Here is a 15,432-nt window from a genome sequence, read left to right on the forward strand (position 1 = left end):
CATGGAACAAAGTGGAGGGCCGCCGCATGCTATAAGATCACGCAAGTCCTGACGCCAATCCGCACGCATGAGGAGCAAGGCCAGATGACCCGAAGCAGAAAAAAGCCGCAGATCCCTGCCACCCCGCCTGTCGTCACTGATCTACCTGTGGTGATCCCGCCTAAAGCTGCCCCGGAACTTCCTCCCGAGGAACCACTTCAGACCTTTGACCGGACCACCCGCGCAGTCGTCGCGCGGCTGAGTGGCGGGGTGGCCACCCATGCTTTTGTCGAAGCGTGGAGCGACTGGGCGCAGCATCTGGCCCGCGCGCCGGGCCGACAGATGGAGTTGGCGGGGCAGGCGCAGCGCAACATGATGCAGGTGATGTCACTGTGGACCCGTCCCGACGGTCCGCCGCCCTTTGCACCGAAACCCTATGATCACCGCTTTGATCATCCGGGTTGGCAGACTCCCCCCTTCCTGTGGTGGCAGCAGGGGTTTCTTGCGGTACAGGACTGGTGGGACCATGCCACCGAACCCATGCGCGGTCTGCATCCCGAAGATGCCGAGCGTACCCGGTTTCTGGCGCGCCAGACCCTCGACGTGTTGTCACCGTCGAATGCGCCCCTGCTCAACCCCGAGATTCTGGCCGAGACCCGCAAGACCGGGGGCCGCAATCTGACAGAGGGCGCGTCGCATTTTGTGCATGATGCGATAAAAACCCTGACCGGGCAGCGCGATCCGGCACCCGAAGGGTTTCAGATCGGCACCGATCTGGCCTGCACGCCGGGGCAGGTGGTGTTTCGCAACGATCTGTTCGAGCTGATCCAATACGCGCCACAGACGCCGCAGGTGCAGGCCAGACCGATCCTGATCGTCCCGGCATGGATCATGAAATACTACATTCTGGACCTGTCGCCGGAAAACTCGATGGTGCGCTATCTTGTCGGGCAGGGATTTACGGTTTTCATGATCTCGTGGTGCAATCCGACCGGCGATCAGCGCGACCTGTCGCTCGAAGATTACCGCAAGCGTGGCGTGATGGCCGCCCTTGATGCCGTGACGGCAATCGTGCCGGAGACGCCCGTGCATGCTGTCGGCTATTGCCTTGGCGGCACGATTCTGGCGATTGCGGCCGCGACGATGGCACGGGATGCTGATGACCGGTTTGCCTCGGTCACGCTGATGGCGGCGCAGGTGGATTTCGCCGAAGCCGGCGAGTTGCTGCTGTTTCTTGACGAAAGCCAGATCGCGTTTCTGGAAGATCTGATGTGGGAACCGGGCTATCTTGACCGCCCGCAGATGGCGCGCGCCTTTGCGACGATCCGGGCCGAAGACCTGATCTGGACCCGCGCCGTGCAGCGCTATTTTCTCGGGCGTGAGGATGTGCCGACCGATATCGGGGTCTGGCTGTCCGACACCACCCGGATGCCCGCCACCATGCATTCGCAATACCTGCGCGGGCTGTTTCTGGAAAACCGGCTGACCGCCGGGCGCTTTGCGGTCGAGGGCCGGGTGATCGCGCTGAAGGATCTGTCAGTGCCGTTGTTCGTCGTCGGTACGGAAAGCGACCACATCGCGCCATGGCGGTCGGTCTACAAGACCAAGCTGTTCACCGATGGTGACCTGACCTTTGTGCTGACCAAAGGTGGGCACAACAGCGGTATCCTCAGCGAGCCGGGGCACAAGGGGCGGCACTACCGCATCGCACACCGTCCCGCTGGCGCGCTGTATACCGGGCCGGATGCGTGGCTGGCGCAAACCAAGACAACGCCGGGGTCTTGGTGGCCCGGTTGGGCAGACTGGCTGACTGCCATGGGCGGTGGCCTTGCAGAGCCGCCGTCGATGGGCGCCGCGGACAAGGGCCTGCCCCCGCTGGCAACCGCTCCGGGGGCCTACGTGTTGCAACTGTGACCTGATATTTTCACCCGCAAAGGGTGACAGCCCATCACGAGGCTTTGCCCGCGCCAGTCCAGCGGCGATTTCAGAACCGACCGCGCGCGGTTGTCGCAAAAAGACCATGTCGCCGCCAGAAGGGCTGTCTTGCGTGCATGCAGCTTTGGTCCTATGGTCCAACCAAAAGGGGGCGTCATGGTCGGTACGTCAGCAGTCGAAGACCTGCGCGAAACTCTGCGTCGTGAGATCGTTGATCTTTACGAGGTGGGCGATTTGCTGCCCTGCGAACGCGATCTTGCCGAACGGTTCAATGTCTCGCGCAATACGATCCGCGAAACGATGATCCATCTCGAAGCCTTTCAGCTGGTGCGCAAGACCAAGCGCGGGGCGCAGGTCTCGAAGCCGGATTTCGACACCATGTTCCGGGGCTTTACCCAGTTCTTCGGGACATCGACCCAGACCTTTACCGATGTGCTGAACTTCCGTCGCATTGTCGAAACCGGGGCCGCGCCGCTGATCACCCATCATGCGACCGATGAATGTCTGTCGCAGATGGCGGAGGCGAACCGGCTGATGCAGCAGGCAATGACCACCAATGAAGCCGCCGAATGGGATTACCGCTTTCATCTGGCGCTGGTGGATGCGTCAAAGAATGATGTGCTCAGCCGGATGTATCGCGTGATGTCCGTGCCGCTGCGCTATTATCTGGAGGTCGGCAAATCGCAGACCCCCGCGACAACCACCGCATATGAACAACATGCCCGGATCATCAACGCCCTGCGCAACCGTGAGCCCGAGGCTTTGACCCGCACCCTTTCCGAGCATTTCCGGCACTCCAGCAAAACGCTGACCAACTGGCTGGCAACACGCGATGGAAACGCCGGGCAGATTTCAGGATGGCCGCCACATCAGGCAACCGCGGGATAGACCGCTTTCTCACCCGGAGACGGACCCTATGACATCTATCAGGTATCTGCCGCGTGCCTGTCGCCGGATGGTGGTTTCTGACCTGTCCCCGGCCCCAGATCTGACAAACCATGAGGACAACCAATGGCGGTGAATGCGAACCAGATGCAGGCGCTTCTCTGTACCGAGCCGGGACGGCTGGACGTGGTGCAGCGCCCCCGCCCCGAAGACAAGGCCGGGCATATCCGTCTTAGGGTCGAGGCAATCGGGATCTGCGGAACCGATTATCACATCTATGATGGCAACCAGCCCTTTCTGGCCTATCCGCGCGTGATGGGCCATGAACTGGCCGCACGCGCGTTGCAGGACAGCGCAGACGGCAGGATCGCGAGCGGCGATCTGGTGGTGGTGAACCCCTATATCACCTGTGGCATCTGCCACGCCTGCCGCATCGGAAAACCCAATTGCTGCGAGGCTATCGGGGTTCTGGGCGTTCACCGCGACGGCGGCATGTGCGAAGAAATCGTCGTGCCGGAAGCCAATGTCTATGCCGCCACCGGGCTGGACGCGACAGCCGCTGCGATGGTCGAGTTTCTGGCCATCGGTGCCCATGGCGTCAGGCGCTCGCGGCTTGTCGCGGGCTCCACTGCGCTTGTTGTGGGGGCAGGGCCGATTGGCATGGGGGCGGCGCTGTTCGCGCATGTGGCAGGGGCCCGCGTGACCCTGCGCGACACATCGCCCGATAGGCTGGCGCTTGCGCAAGGTATTCTGCCCGACGTGATATGTCAGACCGTGGCCAACGCCGGACCCGAAGCCTTTGACACCGTGTTTGACGCAACCGGCAACATCAACGCCATGAATGCGGGCCTGACCCTTGTGGCGCATGGCGGGTCTTATGTGCTGTTGTCGGTCGTCAAGGGCGACCTCAGCTTCCCCGACCCCGAATTCCACAAACGCGAGGCGACGCTGATCGCCAGCCGCAACGCGCTGGAGGAAGATTTCCGCCATGTCATGGACTGTATGGCACGGGGGCTGGTCCCGGTTGAGGCCATCGCGACCCACCGCACCACGCTGGACGGTGCCGCCACGGACCTGCCGAAATGGGCCGCGGACCGAGGCACCGTCATGAAAGCGCTGATCCATGTCTGATACCGGAACCGTTTTCGCACCCGAACCGTGGCGCGACCCGTCAAGGATCACTTGACCCTGTGCTGCCCATTGGCTACGCCGCTGCCAACCCAAAGACAGGAGCCTTTGTGATGGCCAACCCTTCCCTTCTTATCCTCGCCGGCGACGGCATCGGCCCTGAAGTCATGGCCGAAGTGAAGAAAATCATCGGCTGGATGGGCGCCAAGCGTGGCGTCACGTTCGATGTGACCGAAGATCTGGTCGGCGGCTGCGCCTATGACAAGCATGGCGTGCCGCTGCACGACGACACCATGGCCAAGGCGCAAGAGGTTGATGCGGTGCTGCTGGGGGCCGTGGGCGGCCCGCAATATGACACTCTGGACTTCAGCGTAAAACCAGAGCGGGGCCTGCTGCGTCTGCGCAAGGAAATGGACCTGTTCTCCAACCTGCGCCCCGCGCAGTGCTTTGACGCGCTGGCCGATTTCTCGTCACTGAAGAAAGATGTCGTGGCCGGTCTGGACATCGTGATCGTGCGCGAGCTGACATCTGGCGTCTATTTCGGCGAGCCGCGCGGCATTTTCGTCGAAGGCAACGAGCGTGTGGGCATCAACACCCAGCGCTACACCGAGTCGGAAATCGCCCGCGTTGCCCGCTCGGCGTTCGAGCTGGCCCGCAAGCGCGCGAACAAGGTCTGCTCGATGGAGAAGGCCAACGTGATGGAATCCGGCATCCTGTGGCGCGATGTGGTGCAGGAAATCCATGACAAGGAATACCCCGATGTGCAGCTGTCGCACATGTATGCCGACAACGGCGCGATGCAGCTGGTGCGCTGGCCCAAGCAGTTTGACGTGATCGTCACTGACAACCTGTTCGGCGATGTGCTGTCGGATTGCGCCGCGATGCTGACCGGCAGCCTGGGCATGCTGCCCTCGGCCAGCCTTGGCGCGCCGATGGCCAATGGCCGGCCCAAGGCGCTGTACGAGCCGGTGCATGGCTCTGCTCCCGACATCGCAGGCACGGGCAAGGCGAACCCGATCGCCTGCATCCTGTCGTTTGCGATGGCGCTGCGCTATTCGTTCGACATGGGCGAGGATGCGACGCGGATCGAAAAAGCGGTCGAGCAGGTGCTGGCCGACGGCCTGCGCACCGCCGATCTGATGGGGCCACAGGACGGCACCCCGATCAGCACCACCCAGATGGGCGATGCCATTGTGGCAGCGCTGGACGCCAGCCTGTAAGCTGTCAGCGGAATGTTGCACAAAGGCCCGCCCTGTGGCGGGCCTTTGTTGTTTAAGCCACAGGAACCGTTGAGGCCGGACACGGTTTCTGCACATACTGATAGCGCAAACAGGGTTGGCACTTTGCCCCTGCCAGCAAGGGGAGAGTCATGGGACACAATGTAAAAGGTGCGCTTCTGGCGCTGCTTGCGTTTGCAATCTACGCGACCCATGACGTTGTCATCAAGTTTCTGGGCGAAAGCTATAACTCGTTCCAGATCATCTTTTTCTCGGGCCTCATGGGCTTTCCGCTGATTTCGTTCATGCTCATGAGCGACCGGACAGACGGCAACCTGATTCCGCGCCATCCGTGGTGGTCGCTGTTGCGGTCGCTGACCGCCGTGTCCACGGGCGCTGCGGCCTTTTATGCCTTTACCGTGCTGCCACTGGCGCAGACCTATGCAATCCTGTTCGCCATGCCGCTGTTGATCACGGTGCTGGCGATTCCGATGCTGGGTGAAAAGGTGGGGTTCCGGCGCGGCATTGCCGTGGTGGTCGGGTTGATCGGCGTGCTGATCGTGCTGCGCCCCGGATCGGCAGATCTGTCCTGGGGCCATCTGGCGGCGTTGTCGGCGGCGCTGACCGGCTCGCTGACCTCGGTAATCGTGCGCAAGATCGGGGCCGAAGAACGGTCTGCCGTGCTGATGCTGTATCCGATGGTGGCGACGTTTCTGCTGACCGGTGCGGCCATGCCCTTCGTCTATGTGCCGATGCCGCTGGAGCATCTGGCGCTGACCGGGGTTATCGCCGGGCTGGCGTTTGTGGCCGCGCTGTTGTCGATTGCGGCTTATCGCACCGCGCCTGCGATCATCGTGGCCCCGATGCAGTATTCGCAGATCATCTGGGCGGTGATCTATGGCGCGCTGCTGTTTGACGAGCAGGCGGATTTCTACACGCTGGTCGGGACCGGGGTGATCATCGCCTCGGGCATCTACATCGTTCTGCGTGAGGGCACTGGCAGCGTGTCGAAAAACAGCCCGGTTCTGGCAAACAAATCGCGGCCCGAAACCGGGTTGATGCCACGCATCAGCCTGCTTTTGAAACGCGGAGAGCGTCGTCGCGCAGAATGAACCCGCGCCCCCTCTTGCAAAGCGCAAGCGAAGGGTTTAGGGCGTTTCCCACGGTCGGAGCGTAGCGCAGTCTGGTAGCGCACCTGCTTCGGGAGCAGGGGGTCGGAGGTTCGAATCCTCTCGCTCCGACCAGTTTTCCCGTCATTTGTTTCATTTGAATTTGCCTGAGCCCACCCTAGTCTGGTGCCATGGCAAAGGGTGACGCAGCTCCGCTGCTCAGGGACTGATTTCGATCCAGATCGGGTGATGTCGCGCGCCCTCGGGGGTCGGCGCATGGCCCCAGCCGGTCACCGTGATCCCGGCAGAGGGCAGAATGTAGCTGACCCGCAGCGGCCCCAGCGTGCCGCCATAATCCACCGTATCGCTCGGCAGCACATCCTGCAGACGTGCATCCGCCAGCAGCGCCCGGATCGCACCTTTGTCGCCATTGCCCTTTTCCGGGTCGGCATTGGCCTGACCCAGCAGCACGAACGGCTCCGGCGGGGCCTGCGGGCTGTCAAGCAAATACAGCCAGAACGCCGCCTCATCATGATTGCGCCGGGTGTTGCGCTGCTCTGGCCCGTCAAAAGCGGGGGGCGTGGCATGCCATGTCAAAAGGTGCAGGCGGCGGCCATCGGGCAGGATCACAGCCGTATCGTGGTGCCGGTCGTCGACAGCCGCAACACCTCTGCCGCACCCTCGGGCAAGGGCGGCAGATCTGCCCCCGGCAGATCGCGCCAGAGCAGCCCCGAATGATCCACACTTTGCGCCGCATCGACCGGCAGACGCGACAGCAGCACCATGCCGCCTTCGCCCGGAAACCGGCCAAAGCCGATGGCGTCGCGCGCCTCATCGCTGCGCCCATTGCCATCAAGGTCAAAGCCGCTGGCAATGCCGGTATTGGGTCGCAGCGCGACCAGATGCGGATAGGGCAGGGGCAGGGTCGCATTCAGCGCCGCCAGTGCCAGCCCACCGGCATCATAGTCAAACCCCGACAGCACCAGCAGATCCGCTTCCAGCGCCGCAATCGCCGCACTGGCAACCGCCAGATCCGGAGACGTGCCCGCCGCCAGATCGCGCAACAACAGCCCCGGTCCGGCGCGGTTCAGGTCGGTGTTCCAGTAGGCCAGCCGCAGCGCCTCGGCCGCCGCCGGACCGGCCAGCGCAATCAGAACACCCGCGAGGCCCGCGAGACGGCCGAACTGTCGGCCCTGACACGGGCGCGGCGGATGTCGCGGATCATCTCTGCGATCCGCCCCAGCGCGATGCCGCGCATAAACAGGCTGGCAGGAAGAAAGGCCCATGCTGTCATTGTCCAGATCAGGGTTTGCGAGGCCGTCATGCTGTCGGGGTTCACCCCCGAAGAGGACAGGCTGACAATAAACGGAATGATAAAGGGCAGCAGAAACCCCAGCGCGATATTGATCCGCCCGTCGCGCTCCAGCCGGTCCACCAGATCACCGGCGGTGGGGTCAAAGGTCGGCAGGTTGACCCAGACATTGAACACCCGGTCGCGCAGCGGCCAAGCCCCCGACTTGAGCAACAGCACAAACACCGCCAGAGAGATCAGCGAGGTCAGATAGGCAATGCCCGCCGCATCGCGCACCGCCATAACCTGTTCGGGCGTGGCGGTTTCAGCCAGCATCAGCTTGGCCAGCCGCACAGGGGAATAGGGGAAATCCATCGAGCGCCCGACCAGATGGCCGATGGCCTGCACCAGTTCGGTCAGGCTGGTCGGTTCGGTGCGGCCACTTTCCATGATCGACAGGCAGAACACGGTGGCAAACAGCATCGCCAGACGGACCCGGTTGAACGGCGGCGCATCGCGGAATTCGATCAGGCTGGGCGCTTCGGTGTTGTATTCCACAAAGGTCAGCAGCCCGGCAAACAGGGCCACCAGAGCGGCCATCTGCCTTGCATCAACGGACACGCCCGGCAGCAGCACAGAAGGCGTCACCACCACCAGCACGACCAGAACAGCCCTTATGAAAGCCCCCGAGAAACGCGAGACCACTGCTTTGCCACCTTCCACACGGTCGGTCCCGATACTGTGCCGGGCCCTTGTTCCGAAGATCTCCCGCCATTTGTGGCGGGTTGCCTCAATCTTGCCCAATTTGTGCCTTCTTTCGCCCTGCCACGCAATGCTGCCAACTGTTTTGCTTACATAATGTGGCACATTCGCGGCCAATGTGTCGCCCGATTGCATCAAGATTGCAGAAACAAATGGGCCGCCCAACGGGGCGGCCCAAGATGTTGTGGCTGATGGAATTTCAGGCCCAAGGGCGCGTCGTTGCGGTCCTTGCCTCATAGCTGTCAATCGCGGCGGCCTTTTCCAGCGTCAGGCCGATATCGTCGAGGCCATTCAGCAGGCAATGCTTGCGGTGGCTGTCCACCTCAAAGCCAAAGCTCTGCCCGTCCGAGGTGGTGACGGTCTGCGCCACGAGGTCAACGGTCATGCGGGCGTTGGCGCCGCGGCGGGCATCGGCCATCAGAACATCGACCACGTCCTGCGGCATCACGATCGGCAGGATGCCGTTCTTGAAGCAGTTGTTGTAGAAGATGTCGGCAAAACTGGTGGCGATCACGCAGCGGATGCCGAAATCCAACAGCGCCCAGGGCGCATGTTCGCGCGACGAGCCGCAGCCGAAATTGTCGCCTGCAACGATGATCTCGGCACTGCGATAGGCGGGCTGGTTCAGCACGAAATCCGGGATTTCGGCCCCGTCTTGCGTATAGCGCATCTCGTCAAACAGATTCTTGCCCAGGCCAGAGCGCTGGATGGTCTTCAGGAACTGCTTGGGGATGATCATGTCGGTGTCGATATTGACCAGCGGCATCGGGGCCGCAATTCCGGTCAGGGTGGTGAATTTGTCCATCTTGATTTCCAATTGATGACCACAAGGCGCGCGGCCTGTGGCAGTGTCTGGTGTGCGTATGGCGGGCGTCTGGCGCAGGTATGGCGAACGTCATGTCGTTGGTGCAGCCCGCGCAGCGCTGCTGCGCGGGCCGGCACAACAACGGTCAGACAGTTTCGCCCATCAGCTCGCGCACATCGGTCAGGTGGCCGGTCAGCGCCGCCGCTGCCGCCATCGCGGGCGACATCAGGTGCGTGCGTCCGCCACGGCCTTGACGCCCCTCAAAGTTGCGGTTGCTGGTCGCGGCACAGCGCTCGCCCGGGGTCAGCTGATCCGGGTTCATCGCCAGACACATCGAGCACCCGGCCAGACGCCATTCAAAGCCCGCGTCGATGAAAATCTGCGCCAGACCTTCCTCTTCCGCCTGCGCCCGCACGAGGCCGGAGCCGGGCACCACCATGGCGCGGATGCCGTCTTTCTTTTTCTTGCCCTTCAGGATCGCGGCGGCTGCCCGCAGATCCTCGATCCGGCCATTGGTGCAAGACCCGATGAACACGGTGTCGATCTTGATATCCGACAGCTTCATGCCCGGCGTCAGGCCCATGTAATCGAGTGAGCGTTGCGCCGCCTCGACCTTGCCGCCGGTGAAGTCGCTGGCGGCAGGTACGGTGCCGGTGATCGGCAGCACATCCTCGGGGCTGGTGCCCCAGGTGACGACCGGGGCAATGTCTTCGCCTTTCAGCGTGACAACCTTGTCCCAATGCGCATCGTCATCCGAGAACAGGGTTTTCCAATAGGCAACCGCTGCCTCCCACTTCGCACCTTTCGGTGCGTGCGGGCGGCCCATGCAATAGGCAAAGGTTTTCTCATCCGGCGCGATCAGACCGGCGCGCGCGCCGCCTTCGATTGCCATGTTGCAGACTGTCATCCGGCCTTCCATCGACAGTTCGCGAATCGCCTGACCGCAATATTCGATGACATAGCCGGTGCCGCCTGCGGTGCCGGTTTCCCCGATCACCGACAGGGTGATGTCTTTCGCGGTCACGCCGGGGCGCAGGCTGCCGGTGATTTCCACCTTCATGTTCTTGCCCTTGCGCTGGATCAGCGTCTGGGTCGCCAGAACATGCTCGACCTCGGACGTGCCGATGCCATGTGCAAGGCTGCCGAAGGCCCCATGAGTCGCGGTGTGCGAATCGCCGCAGACCACGGTCATGCCCGGCAGGGTCCAGCCCTGTTCGGGGCCGACGATATGCACGATGCCCTGACGCACATCGGACACCGGGTAATAGTTGATGCCGAAGTCCTTGGCGTTCTTGTCCAGCGCGTCGACCTGAATCCGGCTGTCTTCGGTCATGGTCGCGGCATTGGCGCGGTCCAGCGTGGTCGGCACGTTGTGATCCGGCACGGCGATGGTCTTTTCCGGCGCCCGCACGGTGCGGCCCGTCATGCGCAGACCTTCAAACGCCTGCGGGCTGGTGACTTCGTGCACCAGATGGCGGTCGATATACAGCAAACAGGTGCCGTCTTCGGCCTGATGGACGACATGGTCGTCCCAGATTTTATCGTAGAGTGTACGCGGAGCGGTCATGGCTCTCACCTTATGCTGGGATGGCTTTTGAAAATGGGCAGGGGCGGCGCCGCAAGGGGCGCGGCTTTGCGTCAGAGTCGCGCAAGCACGCTGCGGGTCATGCCGAAGAAGCGGGCGGGAAGCCGCGCACGGTCGGTGATGTTGAAATAGATGAACCCGGTCATGGGGCGCTTGATACGCGCAATTCCCGTGTCAGGCAAGGTTTCCTGACCGTCTTTGCTTGCGTATGGGTGAAATCAGCGCTATGGCCCCCGGCTTGCCCGTTTTGTTGAGGTTGCGCCCCAAGGGTGCTACCCTAGGGGCTGTCCCGGCGCCGGGGGTGGATCGGCGCGTCAGATGGAGGACGATGTCCTGTCTCACTCAGATCCTGCGACCGGGCTGCCGGTCGGACCCCGGGCCAACCGCGCAAGCGGCCCGGATTACACCGCCGAACAGCTGCTGGAGGCGGTTCTGGCCTCGGTTGACGATGATAAGGCCGAAGGCATCGTGCAGATTGATCTGCGCGGGCGGTCAGACGTGGCCGATTACATGGTGATCTGCTCGGGCCGGTCGTCGCGTCAGGTGGCCGCAATTGCCGAAAAACTGGCTGACCGGATCAAGCAGGGCTTTGGCCTTGTCTGCAAGATGGAAGGCAAGGAAACCGGCGACTGGGTGCTGATCGACGCGGGCGATGTCATCGTCCATGTGTTCCGCCCCGAAGTGCGCGAGTTCTACCAGCTTGAAAAGATGTGGCTGCCGTCGGGCGACGCGCTGCGCGGGTCGGTTGTTTAAGGCCCATGCGGGTGCATCTTTGCGCTGTGGGCCGGTTGCGCACCGGCCCCGAGCGCGCCCTGATCGACGATTACACCACACGCTTTGACCGCTCTGGCCGGGCGCTGTCGCTAGGGCCCCTGACCGAGCACGAGGTCGAGGACAAGCGCGGCGGCGGCATGGCCGCCGAGGCCGAGCTGCTGGCGCGCGCCGTGCCTGCGGGCGCGGTGCTGGTGACGCTGGACGAACGCGGCGCACTGGTCACCAGCCCGGAATTTGCCGCCATGCTGACCCGCTGGCGCGACGACGGGCGGCAGGATCTGGCCTTTGTCATCGGCGGTGCGGATGGGATTGATCCGGGCCTGCGGGCGCGGGCCGATGCCTCGCTCAGCTTTGGCAAGATGGTCTGGCCGCATATGCTGGTGCGGGTGATGCTTTGCGAACAGCTGTACCGCGCAGCGTCGATTCTGGCGGGGGCGCCTTATCACCGGGCGTGAGGCGCGGGTGTTGGGTGCGGATGCCTCCGGCGGGAGTATTTCGAAAGCAGCAAGCCTCAGGACGGTGTGGCCCATCGGTGTTGCGCCTTGGTTTCCACCGCGCAGGGCCGGGCGGCGCGCAGGCGTTGCAGGGCGGTGTCGGGGTCTTCGCCCGCATCTGTGAGCAGCCGCAGCACCGCCATGCCGGACCGGCCGCAGCCGCCCATGCAATGCACCAGCACCCGGCCGCCATGGGCCAGAATCCTCCGGGCGCGGTCCGATGTTTCGGGCCAGAGTGCTGCGGTTGCGGGTTTTGGCGTGCCGAAATCCGGCACCGGCAGATGCTGCCAGTCAACGCCCGCCGCCGCCAGATCGGCAGGCAGGCTGGCCGCGCCGCCGGTTGCCAGTTCCAGCTTTGAGGTCATGGTCATGACCAGCGCCGGGTGCCAGTCCAGCAGCGTGGCAAGGTCGCCTGCATAGTCGCCGGTCCGTCCCGGCATCGGGCAGAGCGCGAGGGTGCCGCCAAAGGCGGGAATTTTTGCAATCTCAAGGGTCATGATCGGGCCTTCGGGTGGACGCGGTCGGTTGCAACGCCTAGGTTGGGCAAAGCAGCGTCCGCGGAAGGCAGTATGTCCGACACTCCCGAAAAATCCTATCAGGTTCTGGCGCGAAAATACCGCCCCGCTACCTTTGCCGATCTGATCGGGCAAGAGGCGATGGTCAGGACGCTGAAGAATGCCTTTGCCGCCGACCGCATCGCGCATGCCTTTGTGATGACCGGGGTGCGCGGGGTCGGCAAGACCACCACGGCGCGCATTATTGCCAAGGGGCTGAACTGCGTCGGGCCGGATGGCAGCGGCGGCCCCACGACCGAACCTTGCGGGGTGTGCGAGCCGTGCCGGGCGATTGCCGAGGGTCGCCATGTTGACGTGATGGAGATGGACGCTGCGTCGCGGACGGGCGTGGGCGACATTCGTGAGATCATTGATTCGGTGCATTACCGGGCGGCCTCGGCACGCTACAAGATCTACATCATCGACGAAGTTCACATGCTGTCAACCAGCGCCTTCAACGCGCTGCTGAAAACGCTGGAGGAACCCCCCGCGCATGTGAAGTTCATCTTTGCCACCACCGAAATCCGCAAGGTGCCGGTTACGGTGCTGTCGCGCTGTCAGCGCTTTGATCTGAAACGGATCGAGCCTGAGGTGATGATGGCGCACCTCAACCGCATCGCCGGGCTGGAGGGCGCATCGCTGGCGGCGGACGCGCTGGCGCTGATCACCCGCGCGGCGGAGGGGTCTGTGCGCGACGCCATGAGCCTGATGGATCAGGCGATTGCCCATGGCGCGGGCGAGACCACGGCCTTGCAGGTGCGCGCCATGCTGGGGCTGGCCGACCGGGGCCGGGTGCTGGATCTGTTCGACCTGATCATGAAGGGCGACGCGGCATCGGCGCTGACCGAGATTGCCGGGCAATATGCCGATGGCGCCGACCCGATGGCGATTCTGCGCGATCTGGCCGAGATCACCCATTGGGTGTCTGTGATCAAGATCACGCCAGAGGCAGCGGAAGACCCGACCACGCCGCCGGATGAGCGGGCGCGGGGGCTGGACATGGCACAACGCCTGCCGATGCGGTCCTTGAGCCGGATGTGGCAGATGCTGCTGAAAGCCATTGAAGAGGTGGGGCTGGCCCCCAATGCGATGATGGCAGCAGAGATGGCGATCATCCGGCTGACCCATGTGGCCGATCTGCCCGATCCCGAAACTCTGATCCGCCGTTTGCAGAACAGCTCTGGCCCGGTGCAGGGGGGGGCGGTGGCGGGCGGCGCGCCTGCGGGCGGAGGCGGCGGCTCTGTGCATGGCGCGGTGATGCGCGCGCCATCGGCCCCGATGCGCGGGCCGATGATGAACGGCGCAGGGCAGGCGATGGCACTGGCCAGCGAGCAAGTGGTTTATGCGACCTTCGATCAGGTGGTGGCGCTGATCCGCGACCGCCGCGACATGAAGCTGCTCTATGAGGTTGAAGAGGGCGTGCGGCTGGTCCGCTACAGCCCCGGCCGGATCGAGTTTGAGCCATCGCCGCGCGCCGGGTCCGACCTTGCCGCCCGTCTGGGCCAGCGCTTGCAAGCTTTTACCGGCCAGCGCTGGGGGGTGTCGGTGGTGTCGGGCGGCGGTGCGCCGACCATCGCCGAGACCCGCGACGCAGACCGCCTGCAAACCGAGGCCGAGGTGATGCAGACCCCGCTGGTGCAGGCCGTCATGCTGGCCTTTCCGGGCGCAAAGATTGCCGAGATCCGCACCGCCGAAGAACTGGTGCAGGCCGCCGCCGCCGAGGCGCTGCCGGAAGTCGAAGATGAATGGGATCCGTTCGAGGATAGCTGAGAGGATGATACGATGCTGAAGGGTTTGGGCGGTCTGGGCGATATGGCCGGGATGATGAAGAAGGCGCAGGAAATGCAGACCCGCATGGCCGAGATGCAGGACGAGCTGTCGCGCATCGTCGTCATCGGCGAGTCGGGTGCGGGCCTTGTGCGGGCGCGCGCCACCGCCAAGGGTGAGCTGACCGGGCTGGAGATTGATCCGTCGATCTTTGTCGCGTCAGAGAAAGAGGTGGTCGAGGATCTGATCCTTGCCGCCGTCAAGGATGCGCAGGCCAAAGCGGCCGAACGCAGCCAGTCCGAACTGGCCAAACTGACCGAAGGTCTGGGCCTGCCCGCCGGCATGAAGCTGCCGTTCTAGGGAATGGCCGGCCCCCCGCGCGAGATTGAGTCGCTGATCGCGCTGATGGCGCGGCTGCCGGGGCTTGGGCCACGGTCAGCGCGGCGGGCGGTGCTGCATCTCTTGAAACGCCGCGATCAGGTGATGGCCCCGCTGGCGCAGGCGATGGCGACCGTGGCGCTGACCGCGCAGGATTGCCGGATCTGCGGCAATATCGGCACCACCGACCTGTGCCCGATCTGCGACGATCCGCGCCGCGCCACCGGCGAGATCTGTGTGGTCGAGACCGTCGCCGATCTTTGGGCGATGGAACGCGGCGGCGCGTTCAAGGGCCGCTATCATGTGCTGGGCGGAACCCTCAGCGCGCTGGATGCCATTGGCCCCGAAGACCTGCGCATCCCTGATCTGGCCGAACGGGTCCGCACCGAGGGCGTGGCCGAGGTGATCCTCGCCCTGAATGCCACCGTCGACGGCCAGACCACCGCGCATTACATCGCCGATGCGCTGGCAAGTTCGGGCGTCCAGATCAGCTCCCTCGCGCAGGGCGTGCCGGTTGGTGGCGAGCTGGATTATCTTGACGATGGCACCATCGGTGCTGCCTTGCGCGCGCGGCGCAGGGTGTAAACCTGTCGGGCGTCTTGACGCAGGCATCGCTTCCCTCTGGACAGATCATCACAATTTGACAACCTAGGGGCGACAGGGTCCGGGTCGGTACCAACACTTGCATCACTCGGAAGCGGGCTTTCGCCCTCCGACCCGGAGCGTGTAAATACTGCCATCAGGATGATCTGGCCAACTCATTGGTGTG

Annotated in this window: 16 protein-coding genes and 1 tRNA gene; 11 read left to right on the plus strand and 6 right to left on the minus strand. The window is 63.7% G+C overall.

The window, feature by feature from the left end:
- Positions 1-84 precede the first annotated feature (84 nt).
- From D1012_RS04835 to D1012_RS04860, 6 genes are all read left to right on the plus strand, one after another.
- Positions 85-1,893: a PHA/PHB synthase family protein gene (locus D1012_RS04835; protein WP_118150219.1), complete on the plus strand. Its 1,809-nt coding sequence runs from the start codon at positions 85-87 to the stop codon at positions 1,891-1,893.
- Between the two features lie 177 nt (positions 1,894-2,070).
- Positions 2,071-2,802 carry a FadR/GntR family transcriptional regulator gene (locus D1012_RS04840; protein ID WP_118150220.1) on the plus strand — a complete coding sequence of 244 codons (732 nt, stop codon included), beginning with the start codon at positions 2,071-2,073 and terminating at the stop codon, positions 2,800-2,802.
- A 123-nt stretch (positions 2,803-2,925) separates the two neighbouring features.
- Entirely contained in the window at positions 2,926-3,930 is a 1,005-nt protein-coding gene (locus tag D1012_RS04845) for a zinc-binding alcohol dehydrogenase family protein (RefSeq protein ID WP_233517019.1), read from the plus strand.
- Between the two features lie 110 nt (positions 3,931-4,040).
- Entirely contained in the window at positions 4,041-5,147 is a 1,107-nt protein-coding gene (leuB, locus tag D1012_RS04850) for a 3-isopropylmalate dehydrogenase (RefSeq protein ID WP_118150221.1), read from the plus strand.
- Positions 5,148-5,296: 149 nt separating this feature from the next.
- Positions 5,297-6,256, plus strand: coding sequence for a DMT family transporter (locus D1012_RS04855; protein ID WP_118150222.1), 960 nt, complete (start codon positions 5,297-5,299; stop codon positions 6,254-6,256).
- Positions 6,257-6,311: 55 nt separating this feature from the next.
- A tRNA-Pro gene (locus tag D1012_RS04860) sits at positions 6,312-6,388 on the plus strand.
- Positions 6,389-6,472: 84 nt separating this feature from the next.
- Here D1012_RS04860 and D1012_RS04865 read toward each other — a convergent pair.
- The 5 genes from D1012_RS04865 to leuC all read right to left on the minus strand — a co-directional run bounded on the left by D1012_RS04865 (position 6,473) and on the right by leuC (position 10,678).
- The gene (locus D1012_RS04865; protein WP_118150223.1) at positions 6,473-6,883 is read right to left on the minus strand and encodes a hypothetical protein; all 411 of its coding nucleotides are present in this window, start codon (positions 6,881-6,883) and stop codon (positions 6,473-6,475) included.
- Positions 6,880-7,320: an endonuclease/exonuclease/phosphatase family protein gene (locus D1012_RS22605; protein WP_158569209.1), complete on the minus strand. Its 441-nt coding sequence runs from the start codon at positions 7,318-7,320 to the stop codon at positions 6,880-6,882. The genes D1012_RS04865 and D1012_RS22605 overlap by 4 nt, the downstream gene beginning before the upstream one ends.
- Positions 7,321-7,403: 83 nt before the next feature.
- Positions 7,404-8,249, minus strand: coding sequence for a hypothetical protein (locus D1012_RS04875; RefSeq protein WP_118150562.1), 846 nt, complete (start codon positions 8,247-8,249; stop codon positions 7,404-7,406).
- Positions 8,250-8,505: 256 nt separating this feature from the next.
- Positions 8,506-9,111, minus strand: coding sequence for a 3-isopropylmalate dehydratase small subunit (gene leuD, locus D1012_RS04880; protein ID WP_118150563.1), 606 nt, complete (start codon positions 9,109-9,111; stop codon positions 8,506-8,508).
- Positions 9,112-9,256: 145 nt separating this feature from the next.
- Positions 9,257-10,678: a 3-isopropylmalate dehydratase large subunit gene (leuC, locus tag D1012_RS04885; RefSeq protein WP_118150225.1), complete on the minus strand. Its 1,422-nt coding sequence runs from the start codon at positions 10,676-10,678 to the stop codon at positions 9,257-9,259.
- A gap of 336 nt (positions 10,679-11,014) precedes the next feature.
- Between leuC and rsfS the strand changes: the two genes are divergently transcribed.
- A complete protein-coding gene (gene rsfS / locus D1012_RS04890; RefSeq protein ID WP_118150226.1) occupies positions 11,015-11,449 on the plus strand; it encodes a ribosome silencing factor in 435 nt (144 codons plus the stop codon).
- Positions 11,450-11,454: 5 nt separating this feature from the next.
- Positions 11,455-11,925, plus strand: a complete 471-nt coding sequence (gene rlmH, locus D1012_RS04895; RefSeq protein WP_118150227.1) for a 23S rRNA (pseudouridine(1915)-N(3))-methyltransferase RlmH — start codon at positions 11,455-11,457, stop codon at positions 11,923-11,925.
- A gap of 56 nt (positions 11,926-11,981) precedes the next feature.
- Here the strand turns inward: rlmH and D1012_RS04900 are convergent, their stop codons facing one another.
- Complete coding sequence (locus D1012_RS04900; RefSeq protein ID WP_118150228.1) at positions 11,982-12,461, minus strand: protein-tyrosine phosphatase family protein; 480 nt, start codon at positions 12,459-12,461, stop codon at positions 11,982-11,984.
- A 72-nt stretch (positions 12,462-12,533) separates the two neighbouring features.
- Between D1012_RS04900 and D1012_RS04905 the strand changes: the two genes are divergently transcribed.
- From D1012_RS04905 to recR, 3 genes are read left to right on the plus strand one after another with little or no spacing between them, the layout of a single operon-like run.
- The gene (locus tag D1012_RS04905) at positions 12,534-14,288 is read left to right on the plus strand and encodes a DNA polymerase III subunit gamma/tau (protein WP_118150229.1); all 1,755 of its coding nucleotides are present in this window, start codon (positions 12,534-12,536) and stop codon (positions 14,286-14,288) included.
- A gap of 12 nt (positions 14,289-14,300) precedes the next feature.
- Positions 14,301-14,645 (plus strand): YbaB/EbfC family nucleoid-associated protein, encoded by a 345-nt coding sequence (locus D1012_RS04910; RefSeq protein WP_118150230.1) that lies wholly within the window; start codon positions 14,301-14,303, stop codon positions 14,643-14,645.
- Between the two features lie 3 nt (positions 14,646-14,648).
- Complete coding sequence (gene recR, locus D1012_RS04915; protein WP_118150231.1) at positions 14,649-15,248, plus strand: recombination mediator RecR; 600 nt, start codon at positions 14,649-14,651, stop codon at positions 15,246-15,248.
- Positions 15,249-15,432: the final 184 nt, after the last annotated feature.

This window comes from Pseudotabrizicola alkalilacus (assembly GCF_003443995.1).
Classification (GTDB): Bacteria; Pseudomonadota; Alphaproteobacteria; order Rhodobacterales; family Rhodobacteraceae; genus Pseudotabrizicola; species Pseudotabrizicola alkalilacus.

What these genes read in the sequence shown, in the direction of transcription:
- D1012_RS04835 (WP_118150219.1), top strand. Translation starts at nt 85, where the DNA reads ATGACCCGAAGCAGAAAAAAGCCGCAGATCCCTGCCACCCCGCCTGTC.
- D1012_RS04840 (WP_118150220.1), top strand. Translation starts at nt 2,071, where the DNA reads ATGGTCGGTACGTCAGCAGTCGAAGACCTGCGCGAAACTCTGCGTCGT.
- D1012_RS04845 (WP_233517019.1), top strand. Translation starts at nt 2,926, where the DNA reads ATGGCGGTGAATGCGAACCAGATGCAGGCGCTTCTCTGTACCGAGCCG.
- leuB (WP_118150221.1), top strand. Translation starts at nt 4,041, where the DNA reads ATGGCCAACCCTTCCCTTCTTATCCTCGCCGGCGACGGCATCGGCCCT.
- D1012_RS04855 (WP_118150222.1), top strand. Translation starts at nt 5,297, where the DNA reads ATGGGACACAATGTAAAAGGTGCGCTTCTGGCGCTGCTTGCGTTTGCA.
- leuD (WP_118150563.1), bottom strand. Translation starts at nt 9,111, where the DNA reads ATGGACAAATTCACCACCCTGACCGGAATTGCGGCCCCGATGCCGCTG.
- leuC (WP_118150225.1), bottom strand. Translation starts at nt 10,678, where the DNA reads ATGACCGCTCCGCGTACACTCTACGATAAAATCTGGGACGACCATGTC.
- rsfS (WP_118150226.1), top strand. Translation starts at nt 11,015, where the DNA reads ATGGAGGACGATGTCCTGTCTCACTCAGATCCTGCGACCGGGCTGCCG.
- rlmH (WP_118150227.1), top strand. Translation starts at nt 11,455, where the DNA reads ATGCGGGTGCATCTTTGCGCTGTGGGCCGGTTGCGCACCGGCCCCGAG.
- D1012_RS04900 (WP_118150228.1), bottom strand. Translation starts at nt 12,461, where the DNA reads ATGACCCTTGAGATTGCAAAAATTCCCGCCTTTGGCGGCACCCTCGCG.
- D1012_RS04905 (WP_118150229.1), top strand. Translation starts at nt 12,534, where the DNA reads ATGTCCGACACTCCCGAAAAATCCTATCAGGTTCTGGCGCGAAAATAC.
- D1012_RS04910 (WP_118150230.1), top strand. Translation starts at nt 14,301, where the DNA reads ATGCTGAAGGGTTTGGGCGGTCTGGGCGATATGGCCGGGATGATGAAG.
- recR (WP_118150231.1), top strand. Translation starts at nt 14,649, where the DNA reads ATGGCCGGCCCCCCGCGCGAGATTGAGTCGCTGATCGCGCTGATGGCG.